The organism is Aliivibrio sp. S2TY2 (genome assembly GCF_028765525.1).
GTDB classification, from domain to species: Bacteria; Pseudomonadota; Gammaproteobacteria; order Enterobacterales; family Vibrionaceae; genus Aliivibrio; species Aliivibrio finisterrensis_A.
This window is the reverse complement of sequence record NZ_JARACS010000003.1, coordinates 78,934-98,252: the sequence shown is the minus strand read 5'-3', so window position 1 is coordinate 98,252 and position 19,319 is coordinate 78,934. Positions and strand designations below refer to the sequence as shown.

20 protein-coding genes are annotated in these 19,319 nt (G+C 40.5%); 1 reads left to right on the top strand and 19 read right to left on the bottom strand.

Features of this window, described 5'->3' with window-relative positions:
• Positions 1–2: 2 nt before the first annotated feature.
• The 7 genes from PVK63_RS06830 to flhA are packed head-to-tail and all read right to left on the bottom strand — an operon-like array spanning position 3 to position 8,626.
• Positions 3–2,204, bottom strand: coding sequence for a chemotaxis protein CheA (locus PVK63_RS06830; RefSeq protein ID WP_274440126.1), 2,202 nt, complete (start codon positions 2,202–2,204; stop codon positions 3–5).
• Between the two features lie 9 nt (positions 2,205–2,213).
• Positions 2,214–2,930 carry a protein phosphatase CheZ gene (locus PVK63_RS06825; RefSeq protein WP_274440125.1) on the bottom strand — a complete coding sequence of 239 codons (717 nt, stop codon included), beginning with the start codon at positions 2,928–2,930 and terminating at the stop codon, positions 2,214–2,216.
• 33 nt (positions 2,931–2,963) lie between these two features.
• The gene (cheY, locus tag PVK63_RS06820; RefSeq protein WP_011262352.1) at positions 2,964–3,332 is read right to left on the bottom strand and encodes a chemotaxis response regulator CheY; all 369 of its coding nucleotides are present in this window, start codon (positions 3,330–3,332) and stop codon (positions 2,964–2,966) included.
• A gap of 48 nt (positions 3,333–3,380) precedes the next feature.
• On the bottom strand, positions 3,381–4,112 hold the full coding sequence (locus tag PVK63_RS06815; protein ID WP_151654725.1) for an RNA polymerase sigma factor FliA: 732 nt from the start codon (positions 4,110–4,112) through the stop codon (positions 3,381–3,383).
• On the bottom strand, positions 4,105–4,995 hold the full coding sequence (locus tag PVK63_RS06810) for a MinD/ParA family protein (protein ID WP_130048679.1): 891 nt from the start codon (positions 4,993–4,995) through the stop codon (positions 4,105–4,107). The genes PVK63_RS06815 and PVK63_RS06810 overlap by 8 nt, the downstream gene beginning before the upstream one ends.
• A complete protein-coding gene (flhF, locus tag PVK63_RS06805) occupies positions 4,992–6,500 on the bottom strand; it encodes a flagellar biosynthesis protein FlhF (protein WP_130086018.1) in 1,509 nt (502 codons plus the stop codon). Before flhF ends, PVK63_RS06810 begins: the two co-directional genes overlap by 4 nt.
• A 32-nt stretch (positions 6,501–6,532) precedes the next feature.
• Positions 6,533–8,626: a flagellar biosynthesis protein FlhA gene (gene flhA, locus PVK63_RS06800; protein WP_130048740.1), complete on the bottom strand. Its 2,094-nt coding sequence runs from the start codon at positions 8,624–8,626 to the stop codon at positions 6,533–6,535.
• 264 nt (positions 8,627–8,890) lie between these two features.
• On the opposite strand from flhA, the gene PVK63_RS06795 reads away from it, so the two are divergent.
• Positions 8,891–9,568: a flagellar brake protein gene (locus tag PVK63_RS06795; RefSeq protein ID WP_274440124.1), complete on the top strand. Its 678-nt coding sequence runs from the start codon at positions 8,891–8,893 to the stop codon at positions 9,566–9,568.
• Positions 9,569–9,599: 31 nt separating this feature from the next.
• Here PVK63_RS06795 and flhB read toward each other — a convergent pair whose 3' ends face one another.
• The 12 genes from flhB to fliH all read right to left on the bottom strand — a co-directional run bounded on the left by flhB (position 9,600) and on the right by fliH (position 19,232).
• Positions 9,600–10,730: a flagellar biosynthesis protein FlhB gene (gene flhB, locus PVK63_RS06790; protein ID WP_130048997.1), complete on the bottom strand. Its 1,131-nt coding sequence runs from the start codon at positions 10,728–10,730 to the stop codon at positions 9,600–9,602.
• Between the two features lie 30 nt (positions 10,731–10,760).
• On the bottom strand, positions 10,761–11,543 hold the full coding sequence (fliR, locus tag PVK63_RS06785) for a flagellar biosynthetic protein FliR (protein WP_130048996.1): 783 nt from the start codon (positions 11,541–11,543) through the stop codon (positions 10,761–10,763).
• Positions 11,544–11,581: 38 nt separating this feature from the next.
• Positions 11,582–11,851, bottom strand: a complete 270-nt coding sequence (gene fliQ / locus PVK63_RS06780) for a flagellar biosynthesis protein FliQ (RefSeq protein ID WP_130048995.1) — start codon at positions 11,849–11,851, stop codon at positions 11,582–11,584.
• Between the two features lie 9 nt (positions 11,852–11,860).
• Positions 11,861–12,730 (bottom strand): flagellar type III secretion system pore protein FliP, encoded by an 870-nt coding sequence (gene fliP, locus PVK63_RS06775; protein ID WP_274440123.1) that lies wholly within the window; start codon positions 12,728–12,730, stop codon positions 11,861–11,863.
• Complete coding sequence (gene fliO, locus PVK63_RS06770) at positions 12,717–13,103, bottom strand: flagellar biosynthetic protein FliO (RefSeq protein WP_130048993.1); 387 nt, start codon at positions 13,101–13,103, stop codon at positions 12,717–12,719. Before fliO ends, fliP begins: the two co-directional genes overlap by 14 nt.
• Positions 13,104–13,135: 32 nt before the next feature.
• Positions 13,136–13,525: a flagellar motor switch protein FliN gene (gene fliN / locus PVK63_RS06765; RefSeq protein WP_443111682.1), complete on the bottom strand. Its 390-nt coding sequence runs from the start codon at positions 13,523–13,525 to the stop codon at positions 13,136–13,138.
• Positions 13,526–13,546: 21 nt separating this feature from the next.
• Positions 13,547–14,581 (bottom strand): flagellar motor switch protein FliM, encoded by a 1,035-nt coding sequence (gene fliM, locus PVK63_RS06760; protein WP_130044143.1) that lies wholly within the window; start codon positions 14,579–14,581, stop codon positions 13,547–13,549.
• Positions 14,582–14,588: 7 nt separating this feature from the next.
• Entirely contained in the window at positions 14,589–15,074 is a 486-nt protein-coding gene (gene fliL / locus PVK63_RS06755) for a flagellar basal body-associated protein FliL (RefSeq protein ID WP_130048991.1), read from the bottom strand.
• Between the two features lie 66 nt (positions 15,075–15,140).
• The gene (locus PVK63_RS06750; RefSeq protein ID WP_274440122.1) at positions 15,141–16,448 is read right to left on the bottom strand and encodes a flagellar hook-length control protein FliK; all 1,308 of its coding nucleotides are present in this window, start codon (positions 16,446–16,448) and stop codon (positions 15,141–15,143) included.
• A 166-nt stretch (positions 16,449–16,614) separates the two neighbouring features.
• Positions 16,615–17,058, bottom strand: coding sequence for a flagellar export protein FliJ (gene fliJ / locus PVK63_RS06745; protein WP_130044140.1), 444 nt, complete (start codon positions 17,056–17,058; stop codon positions 16,615–16,617).
• Positions 17,059–17,114: 56 nt separating this feature from the next.
• Positions 17,115–18,434, bottom strand: coding sequence for a flagellar protein export ATPase FliI (fliI, locus tag PVK63_RS06740; protein ID WP_130048989.1), 1,320 nt, complete (start codon positions 18,432–18,434; stop codon positions 17,115–17,117).
• The gene (fliH, locus tag PVK63_RS06735) at positions 18,435–19,232 is read right to left on the bottom strand and encodes a flagellar assembly protein FliH (RefSeq protein ID WP_151654714.1); all 798 of its coding nucleotides are present in this window, start codon (positions 19,230–19,232) and stop codon (positions 18,435–18,437) included. It abuts the gene before it with no gap.
• Positions 19,233–19,319: the final 87 nt, after the last annotated feature.

The following is a 19,319-nucleotide window of genomic DNA, read 5'->3' as shown; positions in this document are numbered from 1 at the left end:
CATTAACGCATGCGAACAGCGTAACGCTTAAGCAAATTTGGAACATCAAGGATCAATGCAATATGACCATCAGAAGTAATGGTTGCACCCGCCATTCCTGGCGTGCCTTGCAATAATTCATCAAGCGGCTTAATAACAACTTCTTCTTGACCAATTAAGGTATCTACAACAAAACCAACTCGTTGAGCACCTAATTGGATAATAACAACATGGCCTAATCCTTGACGTTCTGTTTGACGAGAACCTGGAACTAACCAATCTTGTAAGTAGAATAATGGAATCGACTTTTCACGAACAATTGTCGTTAGTTGGCCATCAACCATGTTTGTTTTCGATAGATCAAGATGGAAAATCTCATTCACACTTGCTAATGGCAAGGCAAATGGTTGATTAGCAACGCCAACCATTAAGGTCGGTAATATTGCTAACGTTAGTGGCACTTTAATGACAATTTTAGTGCCTTCACCCATATTTGAGTCGATATCGATTGAACCATTTAACTGATTAATCGCTGTTTTCACAACGTCCATGCCTACACCACGACCAGAGATATCTGAGATCTCAGTCTTAGTAGAAAAGCCTGGTGCAAAAATTAAGTTATAACACTCTTTATTGGTTAAACGTGATGCTGCATCGTTATCCATTAGGCCACGATTTACCGCGATACCACGAAGTTTATCTGCATCCATACCGCCACCATCATCGATAATGCTAAGTAGAATGTGATCACCTTCTTGAGAGGCAGACAGAATCACTTTACCTGTACGTTCTTTACCTGATTTCTCACGTACATCAGGCATTTCGATACCATGGTCCACAGAGTTACGCACTAAGTGAATCAGTGGATCGGCAAGCGCTTCAACCAAGTTTTTATCTAAATCTGTTTCTTCACCGCGCATTTCTAACACGATGTCTTTTTTCAGTGTACGCGCTAAATCACGTACCACTCGTGGGAAACGACCAAATACTTTCTTGATCGGTTGCATACGAGTTTTCATTACTGCGCCTTGAATATCAGCAGTAACAACATCAAGGTTTGAAACCGCTTTTGACATTTCTTCGTCATTGCTATTCAAACCTAAACTGACTAAACGGTTACGAACAAGAACTAACTCACCCACCATATTCATGATGTTATCAAGCGTTGATGTATCAACACGAACGGTGCTTTCCGCTTGAGGCTTAGACTGTGGTTTAGCAGGTGCTTTTGCTACAGGTTTTGCTTCTGGAGCTGGAGCTTGAGTTCTTGTTGGTGCAGGAGCAGTCGTTCGCGTTGGTGCTTCTTGAACTACCGCTGCAGGAGTTGCAGGAGCCATTGCTGCCGCTGGTTTTACTGCTTGATCAAGTTCTTCATCTGTTGGTCCTTTACCTGAACCATGCAGTTGATCTAACAGTTTTTCAAACTCGTCATCACTCATAAGATCAGCATCACCAGCCAATACTTCATCAACAGATTGAGTATTAGCAGTTGGTGCTACTGGTGTTGGTGCTGTTGTTGAATTGGTTGGACTTTTACCCGAACCATGAAGCTCATCAAGTAGACGCTCAAATTCATCATCAGTAATATCTCCATCAGCTACTGTATCCATTGCTGGAGTCACTGGTGCTGAAGCTGCTGGTACCGAAGCAGAAGAAGTACTTGATGGAGCTGCACCTTTGCCGTGCAATTCATCGAGTAATTTTTCAAATTCATCTTCAGTAATATCATCTACCGAATCATGAATATTACTTTCAACAACAGGTTCTTGAGGAACTACAACTTCAACAACTGGAGCCGCAACTTCTACTGTTGCAGCAGCTATTTCATCTTCGGTTGCAGGCTTACTTAAATGATGAAGCAGATCCAACAATCGCTGTTCCGCTGGTTCTACTGTTTCGCCATTTTGAACTGCGCTGAACATTACGTTTACGCTATCAAGAGTTTCTAAAATGGTGTCCATTAGTTCAGAAGTAACTTTACGCTTACCCGTTCTAAGAATATCGAACACATTTTCAGCACCATGACATGCATCAACTAGTTCTGTTAATGAAAGGAAGCCAGCGCCCCCTTTTACAGTATGGAAACCACGGAAAATAGCATTTAATAAATCAGAATCATCTGGACGTTGTTCTAATTCAACTAATTGTTCAGAAAGTAGCTCAAGAATTTCTCCTGCTTCAATTAAGAAATCTTGCAGGATGTCTTCATCCATTTCAAAGCTCATAATGTTCCTCTAAAATCCTAGACTGGCTAATAGGTCATCAACGTCATCTTGAGATGCAACAGCATCTTCACGTTCATGTGGGTTTAAAATAGGACCTTCAGCTTGGGAAGGTTTATTAAGCTCGTCTTGTTCACCAAGTCGCTCTTCTACTTTAAACAAAGTCAAAATATCAACCAATCGGTCTTCAACTTCTTGAACTAACGTAATTACTCGTTTAATAATTTGACCGGTAAGGTCTTGAAAATCTTGCGCCATCAAGATGTTAGTCAGCTCATTACGTAGTTCTGAGCTATTCCCTTCAACTTGAGTAAGTAGACCATCAATGTTGTGACATAACGTTTTGAATTGAGTAAGCTCAATTCTGCCTTTCATTAAGCTGTTCCATTGAGGACGTACTTGAAGTAGCCCTTCATGCAACTCGTCAGCAATAGGAAATGAACGGTCGACAGCATCCATGGTTTTATTGGCTGCCATTTCAGTCTTATCAATCACATATTGCAAACGATCACGTGCATCTGGGATCTCATCATTAGCGATAGCAACGACTCGGTGATCAAGCTTAAAATTCTTTAATGACTCATGAAGATCACGAGTTAAAGAACCAATCTCTTGAAGCATTAGAGGTTCACTAGCAAGCGCTAATGAAGCAACGATTTGATCCGCTTCTTCTTGCTTGCCTGCTTCTAATAAAGCAACAAGCTCTTTGGCATCAGTTAATGAAATCATCTTATTGCTAATCCTTTACCGCGCAACATTTACTTATAAACGTTCAAAAATTTTGTCTAATTTTTCTTTTAATGTTGCAGCCGTAAATGGCTTAACAATGTATCCATTTACACCAGCTTGAGCGGCTTCAATAATTTGCTCACGCTTTGCTTCAGCAGTGATCATTAATACTGGTAAATGTTTTAATTCGTCATCGGCACGAATGGTTTTTAGCAAGTCGATCCCTTGCATTCCTGGCATGTTCCAATCGGTTACAACAAAGTCAAAGCCACCTTTTTTAAGTAGTGGTAATGCTGTTAAACCATCATCCGCTTCTTGGGTGTTATTAAACCCTAGGTCACGTAATAAGTTTTTTACAATACGGCGCATTGTTGAGAAGTCGTCAACAATAAGGATCTTCATGTTTTTATTCAAAATCGCCTCCAGTGAGGGCAAAGTAACGGGATTTAATTATTCTACTGTCCAAGTTGATAACTTGGCCCGTAGTCGTTGCATTGATTGACTGTGTATTTGGCTGACGCGAGACTCGCTAACACCAATAACTGCACCAATTTCTTTTAGGTTTAACTCTTCATCGTAATAAAGAGATAAAACCAGAGCTTCTCTTTCTGGAAGTGTTTTAATCGCTTCCACCAGAGCAACTCTGAAGTGTTCGTCGGCAACACCTTGAAATGGGATATTATCATCAGCTTGTTCTTCGGTTGTGATTACATCATCCGAAACGCCTAAATCTTCCATGCCGACTAGTTTACCGCAATTTACATCATTAAGTATCTGATAATACTGTTCTAAGGGTAATTCTAGATGTTCAGCTATCTCTTTATCGGTCGGATCACGAGAAAGTTTAGCTTCAAGCTCTTTAATTGCTGAATTTATCATCCGACTGTTTTTATGAACAGAGCGAGGAACCCAGTCACCACGTCGGATTTCATCCAACATTGAGCCTCGAATTCGAATACCAGCGTAAGTTTCAAAACTTGCGCCTTTGCTACCGTCATAATTTTGCTGTGCCTCTAACAGACCGATCATACCAGCCTGAATAAGGTCATCCACTAACACGCTTGCTGGCAATCTTGCCATTAAGTGGTGAGCAATGCGTTTTACTAAATCAGAATAACGCTCTATAAATGCCTTCTGACTATTCACATTGCCTTTATGATCGTAAGTTAAGCCATCAGACATAGTCGTCCTCTGCTTCACTTCTCTTTTCAGTTCGTAGTAATTTCTCAACAAAAAATTCTAAATGACCACTTGGCGCTTTTGGTACCGGCCAAGTCACCACTTTATTTGCTAACGATTTCATCGCTAGTGCAGCAGGTGAGCGAGGATAAGCATCAACAACAACCTTCTGTTTTCTAACAGATAATCTAACTTTTTCATCAAGCGGTATACAAGCCACTAATTCCATATTTGCAGATAAAAAGCGATCTGTTACTAGCGTTAGTTTCGCAAATAATTCACGACCTTCACGGTAACTTCTTACCATGTTAGCAACTACTTTAAAGCGCTGTACGTTATGTTCACGGCTTAATAGCTTAATAAGAGCATAAGCATCAGTAATAGAAGTCGGCTCATCGCAAACAACCACAAGTACATCTTGTGCTGCGCGCGAAAAGCTAGTTACCATATCCGATATACCAGCAGCTGTATCAATTAAAAGTATATCAATATCGTCTTCTAAGCTACTAAAAGCACGGATAAGCCCTGCATGTTGCGCAGGACTAAGCTCTGCCATCGATTTAGAACCTGAAGTAGCTGGAATAAGTTTGACACCGTATGGGCCTTCAACAATGATATCTGCTAATTCGCACTCACCATCTAAGACATGCCCTAAATTTTTATTTGTGCGAATACCTAGCATAATATCAATATTAGCTAAGCCTAAATCGCCATCCAACACCATCACTTTCTTTCCCTGTTGAGCAAGTGATAATGCTAAATTAAGTGTTACATTTGTTTTACCTACGCCGCCTTTACCTCCCGTTACCGCTACTACTTTTGTTAGTGTCGGTTGAGTAAGTCGTCGTAATCCACTAGCCTGATCGTATATATTATTATCAATCATAAGTTGTCTGCCTCTGGCATGTCGCTATTCCAGAAATGAGGGTCCTTTTCCGTCGATTTTTCTAGTAATTCATTTGCTTTTGCTACTAAGTATTTAGGTTGAGCTAAAACAATATCTTCAGGTACACGTTGTCCATTTGCAATGTAAGCTATTGGTAAGCCATTTTCTATTGTTACGCTGATTAATTCACCTAAACTTAGTGATTCATCAATCTTGCTTAAAATACAACCCGATAATGGGATGCGTTTAAAGTGATCAATGGTCTCTTGCAGTACTTGGCGCTGTGCCGTCGCTGGCATCACTAAATAGCTGCTGATCTGAGAACCACTGTTTTCCATTAATGTATCAAGTTGTTCTGTTAATCGTACATCTCGCTGTCCCATACCTGCAGTATCAACTAACACTAAACGACGATTACGTAATTGATATAGTACCGATGCCAATTCATCAGCATCTTTTGCGATACGTACAGGGCAACCCATGATACGACCATAAATAGCCAATTGTTCTTGAGCACCAATACGGAAAGTATCCGTTGTAACTAAAGCGACTTGGTCTGGTCCGTATTCCATTGCTGCTCTTGCTGCTAACTTAGCAATAGTGGTTGTTTTACCAACACCTGTAGGACCAAGAAGCGCCACAATTCCACCGCGAGATAAAGTATCTACTTTTGCTGTAGGAATTTGCTCTGCAAGTAACTTTAATAGTGCTGACCATGCGTCTTTTGATGGTGTATTTTCCGGAATGTAACAAGCTAATTGATCTGCAAGCTCTGCCGATAAACCCATTCTTTCTAGACGTTTAATCAACATTGCGCGTAATGGTTCACGTCGTTCGACTTCTTGCCACATCAAACCTGATACTTGATGCTCTAAAAGACGACGAATAGACGACATTTCTGAACGCATATGTTCTAAATCTTCATTTGATTCATTTGATGAACGACGGCCTTTTTCGTAACGAGAAGGGTCTAATCGAGGTTGCACTCGGTCTTCTTGGCCTTTGATTGGATCATCAGAAATAAGGTGCGCTAAATTTGGATTATTTTGAATCGCACGAGTCATCTCTGATGTATCAAGTTTTGCTGAAGATCTATTCAAAGAACCATATGAATGAGAATTCGTATTTGATAGTTGAGACTGAGGTTGAGCTTGCCCTTGAAACTTCGATTGACGTTTCAATAATGCAGCTAAGCTATCTTCTTCTCTCTCAGCTTTTACTGGCTCAGCATCAGCTGAGGTACCATTTGAACCGTATTGTTTAATCATGTTTGCAAAACGTCGTGTCATCGATCCTTTGCCTACATTCACTTTATCTTCTGCTATTTGACGAGGTGCAGGAGTTTGTGCTGTATGTGATGATGCACTCGGATCAATCGCGGCTACGATTTCAATACCGCCGGTTACTTTTTTATTTGACATAATGACTGCATCTACGCCTAGTTCTTCTTTTACTTGAACTAGAGCTGAACGCATGTCTTTTGCAAAAAATCGTTTAATTTTCAATATCGTATTCCTGCGCTAATAAGTCGACGCGATTAGTTACCAACAGCTTGAACAATTCTAATTTGCTTCTCATCTGGAATTTCTTGATAAGAAAGCACACGTAAGTTAGGAATCGTATTCTTAACAAACTTAGCCAATGTTGAACGTAATACACCTGAAGTCAATAAGACTGCCGCTTCTCCTTTTAATTCCTGCTCTTGAGTTGCTAAAGTTAAAGAAGCTTGTAAACGTTCAGCTAGGCCTGGTTCAATACCTGTGGTCTCGCCACCTGATGCCTGCATTGTTTGATGCAATATTTGTTCCAATTCAGGAATCAATGTAATCACAGGCATTTCAGCCTCTATCCCATTGATTTCTTGGACAATTAATCGTTTCAGTGAAATTCGAACAGCCGCCGTCAAAATGTCAGGTTCTTGACTTTTTGGCGCATATTCCGACAATGTTTGAACTATAGTACGAATATCACGCACTGGGATCGCTTCATTTAATAAGTTTTGAAGTACTTTAACAACTGCACCTAATGGTAGCTGATCTGGGACTAACCCCTCTACTAGTTTAGGTGAGCTTTGTGAAAGTAGCTCTAACAGATTCTGAACTTCTTCATGGCCAAGTAATTGCGCTGCATTATTTGTCAGTAATTGGCTTAAGTGCGTTGCTAATACTGTTGCGGCATCCACTACAGTATAGCCTAAAGCTTGAGCATGCTCTCTTTGCTCACCGTTAATCCAGACGGCCTCTAGACCAAAAGCAGGATCAAACGTTGGTTCCCCTTCAATCGACCCATAAACTTGTCCTGGGTTAATCGCAAGCTCTTTATCTGGACGAATTTCAGCTTCACCACCAGCGACACCCATTAATGTAATTCGGTATACATTTGGTGGTAATTCTAAGTTATCACGAATATGTACAGCAGGAACCAAGAAGCCAAAATCTTGTGATAGTTTCTTACGTACCCCTTTCACGCGATCAAGTAACTCACCACCTTGTTCTTTATCTACCATTGGAATTAAGCGGTAACCCACTTCAAGTCCGATAACATCAACGGGTTGAACATCATCCCACGACAGCTCTTTTGGTTGCGATGATGATATCTCCATTGGTGGCGCGGCTTTTTTATCATCACCCTCTTTTTCTTTCTGCTTATTCAGGTAATACGCCCAAGCACCCGTCATTAACGCAAGTAGGATAAATGGGAAATGGGGCATCCCAGGCACAATACCCATCACAAACATAATACCAGCGGTCACCATTAGTGCCTTTGGATTATCAACGAGTTGAAATACTAATTGCTCCCCCATATCTTCATCTGTGTTTTGACGAGTAACCATTATCGCCGCACCAATAGACAAAAGTAACGATGGGATCTGAGCAACTAGACCATCACCAATGGTTAGCAAAGTATAGATTTGGATTGCTTCACCAAAACCGAGACCAAATTGACTCATACCAATGGCTAGACCACCGATGATGTTAATAAATAGAATAAGAATACCGGCAATGGCATCCCCTTTTACGAATTTAGACGCACCATCCATTGAACCGTAAAAATCGGCTTCTTTGGTTACTTCAAAGCGACGTGTTCGTGCTTGCTCTTGATCGATTAATCCAGCATTCAAATCCGCATCTATCGCCATTTGTTTACCTGGCAATGCATCCAAGGTAAAACGAGCACTTACTTCAGCAATACGTCCCGCACCTTTGGTTACAACCATAAAGTTAATGATCATTAAGATAATGAATACAATCAAACCTACGGCGTAGTTACCACCGATAACCACGTTACCAAACGCATCGATTACATGACCTGCTGCACCAGGGCCTTCATGACCATGCAGAAGTACAACTCGCGTTGATGCAACGTTCAGTGCTAAACGAAGTAATGTTGATACCAAAAGAATGGTAGGAAAAGCAGCAAAATCAAGAGGTCTACGTGAATAGATAGTAACCAATAACACCACCATTGCTAATGCGATATTAAAAGTAAACATTAAATCAAGTAAGAACGCCGGAATGGGTAAGATCACCATTGCTAGCGTAGATAGCACTAAAATCGGTGCTCCTACAGCTGGTAATGTTTTACCTTGCAAGGCAGACAGCTTGTTCGGGAGTGGCATTTGAAATTTCATTACTTCGGCTTCTTTACTCGACTTCATTATTGAATCATTATCAATAATAAATAACTGATAACAGGATGACCCTCCCAATAAAGCAAGTTTCGAGCCAAATTAATGTCACTTTTTTGGCTTTACTTATTCTCTTTTCTGACGAGTAAAAAAATGATGGTTACTGTTGAATTAAGCACTTAATTATTAAGGAAAAATATCAATCATTATTGCAACTTACTTCTTCCTTTGTATAATCGTAACCTTCTTTACTTACTTGGTGTTTATATGGCTGATGTATCGCTTAGTACAGACCAAAATGTGCTTAATAAAATGGATATTGGAGGCAGAGTGATCCTTGAGGTTACTTGCCCAAACGGTCAATCTGCTCAAGTTCAATCTACATTAATTGGCTTTAAAAAAGGTCAGTATGTTTTTCTTGAATACCCAATAGCACCACCTTTAGAGTTTAATAAAATTTATCTAGAGGGGGCTGAAGTTACGTTTAGGGCGATCACCAATACTACGCATCGTGATGTTATTGCATTTCGCACACAAATTCATTCTGTGATTTACCGCCCTATGGAGATGATTTGTCTTCATACTCCTAGCAGTATTTCCATGCGACAGATCCGTACTCATCAGCGTCTTGAGACCAAGTTTTCATGTAATTTAGCCGTGGGAAGTCATAACCTAACTGGCATAATGACCGATTTTTCAGCCGGCGGTTGTGCTATTTCATTACCAGCAAAACTGAACCCGAGTAATCTCCTAAATCAAGAGGTCTCTGTCGCAATAGAGCTTGGTGGAATTAGTTCGATTACAGTTTCAGGCATTATTAAAAATATAGACCCAAAAGAAAAGCAATCAAAAATTGGGATTATGTTTGATTCAAATAGTATTGATGAATCAAGCATACAGACGCTTCATCATCAATCTATTCTTAAAAATTGGAGTATAGACTAGCAAAAAGAAAGGCTAATCGAATTGGTATTCGCTACTTTTTCAACTCGTCAGGAATAGTCAGTGTATTTTCATCGAGCTCAGGTTTGGTTCCACCTTTCTTCTTATATTGCTTCATCTGAAAGATATACGCCAAGATTTGAGCAACGGCGGCAAACAAACCATCAGGGATTTGTTGTTCTAGCTCTGTTGAATGATATAAAGCACGAGCCAATGGCGGCGCAGGCAAAATATCAATATTGTGCTCTCTTGCGATTTCTCGAATTTTCATTGCAATGTGATCGACCCCTTTAGCGACAACAATAGGAGCAGCATCTTTGCTTTGATCATAGCGCAATGCCACTGAATAGTGCTCAGGGTTAGTAACGATGACATCGGCTGAGGGTACATCTGCCATCATGCGTCGTTGTGTCATCTCGCGCTGAAGCATACGAATACGACCTTTAACTTCAGGCTTACCTTCTGTCTCTTTATATTCATCTTTAATTTCTTGCTTGGTCATTTTCAGCTGATTTGCGTGTTGCCAAATTTGAAACGGAATATCAATCGCGACCACAATTAATAAGGTACAGCTGATCAATAAAATAAAGTTCAGCAAGATATCAAGGGAATGAAAAATATTTGCAGGATACGTATCAAGGCTAAGCTGAAATAGATCTGCTTTACTTTGATTAATCAAATAAAAAGCCATCCCACTGACTAAAGATACTTTTAATATCGATTTTAAAAGTTCAACCCAACTTTGCATGCCAAACATTCGCTTAATGCCTGACATCGGATTCATTTTAGACGGTTTTGGCATTGCCGCTTCTGCTGAAAAGCTAATACCACCAAGACCCGCAGCACCAATTAAGGCCGCAACAAATAATGTGACAAGTATAAGCAGAACTGGGAAAGTTAATGCGACTAATCCACCACCTACGATTTCAAGTAATTTATTAGTGTCATAAATCTCTTCTCTAGAAATAGAAAAGAAACGCTCCATGATAGAAAAGAGTGCTTTGGCAACGCCTTCTCCAAACCACATTAATGCAACCGCACCACACACCAAAACAGAGACTGAAGCGAGCTCTTTTGACCTTGCAACCTGCCCTTTATCTTTGGCTTGTTGCAAGCGTTTGGCCGTGGCGTCTTCGGTACGTTCTTGACCGTCACTTTCAGCCATGGCTGACCTCCACGAGTCTTAATTTGGCCATTAGCAATCCAGCCTTATCATGCTACATATTTGCGCTTCGGCACGACCCCAGTGCAAATCATAGTGAGTAAATAAACCAAGAATGATATACGAGGTCAGTAATAAACCGACTAATAATGCAAAAGCAAAACCTAATGAGAATATATTTAGCTGTGGTGCAGCACGCGTCATTACACCAAAAGAAAGGTTGACCGTAAGTAAGGCGATAATGCCAGATAGAGACATGCTTAACCCGGCTTTCATCATGATACCAAGCCAACCAGCCATGGATTGATAATCGACACTTGTCAATTTTCCGACACCAACCGGTAACGTAGTGAAACTCATCACAACAAAGTTAATCATTTTTAAATGACCATCAGTTCCTAAGAAAAACAGTATCGATAGAAACATAAATAGCTGACCAAGTAATGGCGTATTTTGACCATTTGCAGGGTCAACCATTGAAGCAAAGCCTAAGCTCGACTGCATACCCAAAATTTGCCCAAGAAGAACAAAAGTTTGAGTAACAAATACAGTGACCATTCCCATAGCAACGCCAATAATAATCTGCTCTGCTGTCGTCATAAAACCTTGAAAAGACATTAGCTGAATTTCAGGAGGCATGGCTGGAATGGCAGGCATAACCGCAAAAGTAATCGTTAACCCAAGATAGAGTCGAATTCTAGGCGACACAAATCGTGCCCCGAATACTGACATCACCATTAACATGGCTGAAATGCGAGTATAAGGCCAAAAATACGCAGCAATAAAATCTAATACTATCTGGCTTGGGTATTCCATAAGTCCGCTTAAATTATCTCGAGTTGAAGTTATTTAGATTAATAAAGAACTGTTGGCATTCGAGCAATCAATTCGTAAAAATATTCCATCAACATTCGAGTCATCCAGTGACCAAACAGCATTAACGCTAATAAGGTGACAATCAAACGAGGCAAAAAACTTAACGTTTGTTCGTTAATTGACGTCGCGGCTTGGAATACCGCCACCACTAAACCAATAAGCAAACTTGGGATAATAATGGCGCACACCATGATAAGTACCATGTACAGCGCGCCACGGAATAGCTCGATGGCCATTTCAGGTGTCATGTTCGCTCCTTATGTACTAAAGCTTCCGGCAAGTGTCGAAAGTATTAAGTTCCACCCATCCACCAATACAAATAACATAAGTTTAAAGGGCAACGATACGATCATAGGAGAAAGCATCATCATACCCATAGCCATTAATACCGAGGCTACGACTAAGTCGATAATTAAGAAAGGTAAGAAAAGCATGAAACCGATTTGAAACGCCGTTTTTAGTTCTGAGGTAATAAACGCAGGAATAATAACAGTAATAGGGACATCTTCAGGGTTTTGCGCCTCTACTCCAGACATATTGACGAATGTCTCTAGATCTTTCACTCGCGTTTGCGCCAGCATGAACTCTTTCATTGGTACTTGTGCAACATCAAAAGCTTCGCGCGCCGTAATTTCTTCATTGATGTAAGGTTGAATAGCGGTGTTATTTACCTTATCAAAGACTGGAGCCATAATGAAAAAGGTTAAAAACATTGCGATACCAATGATAACTTGGTTTGATGGGGTTTGTTGTAGACCCATGGCTTGTCGTAATATCGACATGACCACCACTATACGCGTAAACGACGTCATCAAAATAACCATGGCAGGCAAAAAGCCTAGCATGGTCATTAACCCTAATATCTGCAGGTTAACAGAATAGTCTTCACCACCATTAGCATTAGTTGTCATGGTGAATGCAGGCACCCCACCACCAGAACTGCTGCCTTTAGCGATAGTTTTAGAAGCTCCGCTGTCCTTTTCCATCGAAGTTACAGTCATGCCTTCCGCACTGGCTGCTGTTGCAGGAATAGCGCTTGCTAAGTCATCTACCGCCCACGCCGAAGATGCCATGAATAAGAGTGAAAAAACCGCCAAAGTGGCGGCAATTAAATTAGTTTTTAGCATTTTTCTTCATCAGTTGGCTTAGTTGAGTTGAAAATGGTGTCAACGTCGATTCACCGACATCTAACGGTTTTTCAAGTTTACTTAGCATATTGATATTTTGAGAGGTAATTCCAATAAGGAACTGCTCCTCTCCAACTTGAACCACTGCGACTCTTTCTTTTGTTCCCACAGGTAATTGCTTAACAATACTCATGTTGCTACCTGGAGATCCTGTAACACCAGGAAAACGCATTCTCTTTAATAGCCAAGCAAAAAAGAGAATTAGCGCGATAACAAAAATCAAAGAGCCTAATGTCGCAGCTAAATCGACATTAGGTGCATCTGCGGCAAATAAAGGAAAAGGCATCAATGCCAATAACCATAGCTGTTTCATACCTTTCCTTTTATTCATCTATTGGTTCCTGATTAACGTAGTTTCTTAATACGCTCAGTTTGGCTAATAACGTCTGTTAAACGAATACCAAATTTGTCATTCACGACAACCACTTCACCGTGAGCGATAAGAGTACCATTAACCATAACATCCAGTGATTCACCTGCAATACGGTCAAGTTCAACGACTGAACCTTGGTTCAATTGCAGCAAGTTACGAATGCTAATATGTGAACGGCCTACTTCCATAGAAATAGTCACAGGAATATCTAAGATCGTATCAAGCTTGCGACGTTCATCTTCATTGAACTCTGGTGTTTTGTTTTCTAAGTCTTCCAGTGGTGCGGTTACCGCTTGGCCTTCTGCACTTTCACTTAATGCTGCTGCCCATTCGTCAGCCATTTGTTGTTCATTTGAATCCATGATCCACTACCTTCTCTACTCTTATTCTTCATCTAGATCAAACAATACGTCTTTGCCTAGGAAGGCTAAATCCGTTTTCACCATATCTGGGCGTTTGATTTTCTCTGTGATCTGTACTGCTAATTTATCGTTCGATTTACCTACTTTACCGCGGTAAGTTGGCAACTCTTCTACAAATACGGTGGCGGCTTCTGGCATTTCAACAGGGATAATATCGCCCGCTTCTAAATCCATTAAGTCACGTAATGAAATTTGGCTCTCTAAAAGATTCACTTTCATTTCAACTGGCACATCCATGATTTCATCACGCAGTGCCTTACTCCAACGAACATCAGTGTCCATCTTGTCACTCTGAACACCCGCATCAAGTAATTCACGGATAGGCTCAACCATTGAATATGGGAAGACTACGTGGAAGTCACCACCACCGCCATCCACTTCAATATGGAATGAACTTACAACGATCACTTCTGTTGGGCTAACAATGTTTGCCATTGTTGGGTTTACTTCTGAGTCTAAATACTCAAATTCCACCCCCATTACTGGTGACCATGCTTCTTTGTAATCTTCAAAAATCACTTTCAATAATAATTGAATAATACGTCGCTCGGTTGGCGTAAACTCGCGGCCTTCAATTTTCGCATGGAAACGGCCATCACCACCAAAGAAGTTTTCTACCAAAATGAAAACTAATCGAGCTTCCATAGTGACTAATGCTGTGCCTTTTAATGGGCGAAAACGCACCATATTCAAGCTAGTTGGAACATACAGTGTGTTTTGATACTCACCAAACTTCACCATAGATACGCCATTAATTGATACTTCGGCGGTTTTTCTCAACATATTAAATAAGCTAATACGCATATGACGAGCAAAACGTTCGTTAATCAATTCTAGGGTTGGCATTCGACCACGAACGATTCGGTCTTGTGATGAGAAATCAAAGTTCTTCATTGAACCTAGGTTTTCTTCAGGACCACCCGTTACATCATCTTCTACGTCATCTACACCATGGAGTAGAGCATCAATTTCATCTTGGGATAATAGATCTGTCACATTGAACCTATTGCATTACAAAGTCAGTAAATAATACTTTTTCAACTACAGGCTTGGCTGTAATTTTAGTAAAGGCATCTTGAATATCACGTGTTGCCTGCTCGCGTAAATCGATTCGACCACGAGGCTCTCTTAATTGCTCAACCGTTGCGGCAGCGAAAGTCGATAATAAAGCACTTTCAATTAAAGGGGTGTGTTGTTGTGCAATACTTTCATTATCAGTACCACGCATCATCACTTGCACTTTTAATTGTACTAAACGATCACGCTTATCGCCTGTAACATTAAAAATAAATGGCTGAGGTAAGTTTAAGTACAATGCTGGCATTTGAGCTTCTAATGCTGCAATGTCTTGTTCTGTTGCCTCTTCTTTGGTATCTCCCGCTAAGAAGAACCAAGCAGCAGCACCGCCACCCACAAGCAATAATACAATCAATGTGATGATAATAATCAGTTTATTTTTACTTCTAGGTGCATCACCTTGGTTTGCCATTGTATTTCCTCTTGGATAAATCGTTAATTATTATTTTAAAATCATGATGCTTTTTTTTTAAAATTCTTAGGCGTAAAAGCTAATCCCATCATTGGGTTTTGATACTTGTACGTTAATCTCTTGTTCTTCAGAAAACTCTTCATTAAATCCAGAGCCTTGACGAGAAGACTCTTCTTTCTGATAAGCGTATTGAGATGACTCACCAGAGTTTTGTTGCTGAACAGAGGTATCGGCTAATTGGATCCCTTGTTGAGCAAACATTTCACGTAATCGCGGTAAACTTTGTTCAATAGCATCACGAGCTTGTTGGTTTGATACCGTAAACTGAACCCCCGCACTATCTGCTCCCATGTTTAGGCGAATATGCATACGTCCCATTTCTGGTGGATCTAAACGAATATCAACATGTTTTAAGTTTTTTGCCATCATCATATTGATGCGTTCAGCAACTTCGTCACTGACTTGTTCTTGACGAATATTCAGCGGTGCCATTGCAGGATCCATTTTCTGAGCAGCGGTTGCTTGTTGTGTTGCTGTTACTCCTGATGCCGTCGCTAGCTGCTGAGCAAAACTATCTGTCGTTTTAGCTTCGGTTAGATTCACCGTTTCACCATTAGCAATCTGTGTCATGCCAAGTGCTGAGATATCGATCTTTGCTTTTTTTGCCTCAGCAAGTTTTCCGGCTTCAGCTTCTGCCTTACCGATAAGTGCTGTAGAGGTTAATAATTCTTTGGTTGATTCTTTGTTGCCTGACGCCTCACCTTTGCTCTGTGTTTCGCCCTCTACTTGAGTTGACGATTTAGCACTACTTCCCCATTGAATTTCTTTTAAAGGGTCCGTTTTTTCAGCTACCGTTTTACTGCTGTTTTTCTCACCTTTAGCCGCAATACTGGCTTGAGTTAGCATCACTTCTGCATCAGTTAGTGACTTTGAATCTTCAGATGTTTCTTTATCATCTGATTCTTTTTTATTCACTAACGTACTATTCGATTGCTCTAAACGAGGTAATAATTCAGAATCTTGACTTGCTTTTTCTTTTTTCGTTTGATCTTTTTCATCAACTAGCGTGCTATTCGCTTGATCTAAACGAGAGAGTAATTCAGAACCTTGGCTTACTTTTTCTTCTGTTGTTTCTTCTTTTGTTTCAACAGATTCAGACTCTTTCGATTTTTCAGCCGCTTCACCTTTTTCAACGTCGCCTTTTTCTTCTACCGCTGTTTTTTTGGCGTCGTCTTTTTCTTTTAATCCCATGACTTCTTTAAGCTCTTCTACAAAGCCTTCAGATTCTGTTTTTTCTACCGCAGCCGTTTTAGTATCTGTTTTTACTGGTGCGGTTTTATTGATACTGCTTAAGGATAAGTCATGACTGCTCATAGTATATTCTCTACATTGAGTGTGAATTTTTTGACGAGCACTGTAGCGGCCCAACGTTGATTATTTTAAAGCAAATATTAAGCCACTTTTATATTTAGTGTAGTTCTGGACAATAAGAAGAAGGGAGTTAACTAAAGTAAAGCAATCGAAAAAATAACCAAATTGCTTATTCAGATTTAATTCGTCGGGCAAACTGGAGTGTCGAAAACTCATCCATCATATTTTGCTCTTGTTTATCGAGTTTTTTTTGACGCTCGGTTTTCTTTTTATCGATCATCCATTCGTAAGAGCGACGTTGCTTACGAGTCTCTTGCCAATAGCTTTGACAATTATCCACTTGGGAAGTGAAATGAGACTCTGCACTTTTTTGTTTTGTTAGCGTTTCATCTAACTGCACCAAAAACTTATTTAAATGACTGTATTGGCTCGCAGTAAGACCTTGCTGACCACGCTGTAAAAGTTGATTACAGTAATCAAGACGATACTTTTCGATTTGTTTTACTTGCTCATAGAAATTATCCAACTCAGCTTTGGCTTTACTTAATGCCATTACCGCTTGGTTCTCTCTTTCCTGAGATTGTTCTAATAAAAAATCAAAGGTATTACTCATGTTCTTTCTCTATTTATCGTCTTATCCATGCGCACAATTCTCGTACCTTTAACCTGTTAGCCACTTAATAGCATTTTCAACATGCTCTTACACATATCGTATGGCACGCTTTCTTTCATTTTCTGCTGTAGATATTCATCAAGTCGTGGTTTTAACGTAAACGCTTGATCAATAGCCGGATCGGTGCCCGGTTTATAAGCGCCGATTGATACCAAATCTTGGTTTTTACGACAAGTAGATAAAATTTGACGAACCACTTTAGACATCAACATATGCTCTTCATCAGTGATTTGTGGCATAACACGACTCACTGATTTTTCAACATCAATCGCTGGATAGTGGCCTGCATCAGCCATTTCACGTGACAATACAATGTGTCCATCCAAAATGGCACGAGAAGCATCAGCAATAGGATCTTGTAAGTCATCCCCTTCAGTCAGAACCGTAAAGAAGGCAGTAATAGACCCTTGGTTTTCGTTACCATTACCCGCTCGTTCAACCAAAGCAGGTAATTTAGCAAATACGGAAGGCGGATAACCTTTGGTTGCAGGTGGCTCACCAACTGACAAGGCAATTTCACGCTGTGCCTGTGCAAAACGTGTCAGTGAATCCATCAATAATAATACGTCTAAGCCTTGATCACGAAAGTACTCCGCAATAGTCAGGGCTGTCTGGCAGCCTTTTAATCGCATTAGCGCTGATGAATCGGCAGGCGCTGCGACAACAACTGAACGTTGTCGACCTTCTGGGCCTAAAATCTCTTCAATGAATTCTTTTACTTCTCGCCCACGCTCACCAATCAGACCGACGACAACCACTTGTGCTGTTGTACCACGAGTCATCATGCCAAGTGTTACCGATTTACCCACACCTGAGCCTGCAAATAGACCTAAACGCTGGCCTTTACCAACCGTAAGTAAACCGTTAATGGCTTTTAATCCAACATCAAGTGGTTCTGAAATTGGTTTTCTCGATAATGGGTTAATAGGCTCAGAGGTAAATGACGCGGTTTCTTCAGTATACAACTCTCCAAGACCATCGATAGGATTTCCTACACCATCCACCACTCGACCAAGCAGTTCCATACCAACAGGAATGCCACTACCACCAACAATTGGAGTGACTTTCGCACCTGGAAGTACGCCAGAGACTTGTTCATTCGGCATTAAAAATAGGTTATCACCTGAAAAACCAACCACTTCTGCTTCTATTTCACCATTGATGGTTTCTACCAAGCAGGAACTGCCAATTGGCGCTCGGCATCCTGTGGCTTCTAAGGTTAAGCCAACAACACGTACTAGCTTGCCTGACGCTATAGCTCGTGTGGTTAACCCTGTTGTTTTATATTGAGAAAGGCGTTCAGATAATGGCAGCATTTACTGATTCCCTTGATGACGATTTACACCGCAGAATTTATTTAAAACGGTTTTAATTCGCTCTTCAAGTAAGTAGCTGACTTTTGAATCTGATGCTTGAATATTAATATCACCAAGATTCATTGAAGGCTCGGCAACCAGTGTCCACTGCTTTTGCGCTAACGCTTCTTCGCCATACGCCTCAATCACGCGTTGGTGATCTTCTGGGTTTAATGAAATAGTAATTTCACGTTCAGTAACCGGCAAGGTTTCGACAGATTCACGAACCGTATCAAGTAATACTTGAGGATTGGTTTTTACTTCAACATGAATGACTTCTTTAGTTAGCGCTAATACCATATCGATAAGCTGTTTTTCTACTTGAGAATCAACTAACTCTAATGGCGTTGCAAACTTATCAGCCATTTCAATTAAATGCTGTATACGCTCTTGAATTTCAGCCTGCCCTGCTGCAATACCTTCATCGTAGCCAGCTTGGTAACCTTCTGGTTTTCCAGCCTCAAAACCTTCTGCTTGGCCTTTTTCTAGACCTTCTTTATAACCAAATTCTTGCCCTTGCGTTAACCCTTCATTGTAAGCGCCTTGCTTTATCTGTTCGATAATCTCTTCGGTGAGTACAAATTCTTCAGGCTCTTCTTCTTGAGGAAGTGATGGTGTCCAGCTAGGATCATAATTTAATGCAGTTTCACGAGCTGGCTGGTTAGGATCAGAATAATCAGGGGATTCCCAAATATTAGTTTTTTGTAGCTCACTCTCATCGGTAATGCGAATAAAGCCACGTTTTTTGCTGATACTCATGATAATAACCCGTAAAAAGAAGAAGATTAAAAAGCATAACGGCTATTTAGATTAACTCTTAAATAGCCGTATAATTATAACTCAATG

Bases quoted from the DNA above. Each gene is read 5' to 3' on its own strand.
- PVK63_RS06830 (WP_274440126.1), bottom strand. From the start codon at position 2,204: ATGAGCTTTGAAATGGATGAAGACATCCTGCAAGATTTCTTAATTGAA.
- PVK63_RS06825 (WP_274440125.1), bottom strand. From the start codon at position 2,930: ATGATTTCATTAACTGATGCCAAAGAGCTTGTTGCTTTATTAGAAGCA.
- cheY (WP_011262352.1), bottom strand. From the start codon at position 3,332: ATGAAGATCCTTATTGTTGACGACTTCTCAACAATGCGCCGTATTGTA.
- PVK63_RS06815 (WP_151654725.1), bottom strand. From the start codon at position 4,112: ATGTCTGATGGCTTAACTTACGATCATAAAGGCAATGTGAATAGTCAG.
- PVK63_RS06810 (WP_130048679.1), bottom strand. From the start codon at position 4,995: ATGATTGATAATAATATATACGATCAGGCTAGTGGATTACGACGACTT.
- flhA (WP_130048740.1), bottom strand. From the start codon at position 8,626: ATGAAATTTCAAATGCCACTCCCGAACAAGCTGTCTGCCTTGCAAGGT.
- PVK63_RS06795 (WP_274440124.1), top strand. From the start codon at position 8,891: ATGGCTGATGTATCGCTTAGTACAGACCAAAATGTGCTTAATAAAATG.
- flhB (WP_130048997.1), bottom strand. From the start codon at position 10,730: ATGGCTGAAAGTGACGGTCAAGAACGTACCGAAGACGCCACGGCCAAA.
- fliR (WP_130048996.1), bottom strand. From the start codon at position 11,543: ATGGAATACCCAAGCCAGATAGTATTAGATTTTATTGCTGCGTATTTT.
- fliQ (WP_130048995.1), bottom strand. From the start codon at position 11,851: ATGACACCTGAAATGGCCATCGAGCTATTCCGTGGCGCGCTGTACATG.
- fliP (WP_274440123.1), bottom strand. From the start codon at position 12,730: ATGCTAAAAACTAATTTAATTGCCGCCACTTTGGCGGTTTTTTCACTC.
- fliO (WP_130048993.1), bottom strand. From the start codon at position 13,103: ATGAAACAGCTATGGTTATTGGCATTGATGCCTTTTCCTTTATTTGCC.
- fliN (WP_443111682.1), bottom strand. From the start codon at position 13,525: ATGGATTCAAATGAACAACAAATGGCTGACGAATGGGCAGCAGCATTA.
- fliL (WP_130048991.1), bottom strand. From the start codon at position 15,074: ATGGCAAACCAAGGTGATGCACCTAGAAGTAAAAATAAACTGATTATT.
- PVK63_RS06750 (WP_274440122.1), bottom strand. From the start codon at position 16,448: ATGAGCAGTCATGACTTATCCTTAAGCAGTATCAATAAAACCGCACCA.
- fliJ (WP_130044140.1), bottom strand. From the start codon at position 17,058: ATGAGTAATACCTTTGATTTTTTATTAGAACAATCTCAGGAAAGAGAG.
- fliI (WP_130048989.1), bottom strand. From the start codon at position 18,434: ATGCTGCCATTATCTGAACGCCTTTCTCAATATAAAACAACAGGGTTA.
- fliH (WP_151654714.1), bottom strand. From the start codon at position 19,232: ATGAGTATCAGCAAAAAACGTGGCTTTATTCGCATTACCGATGAGAGT.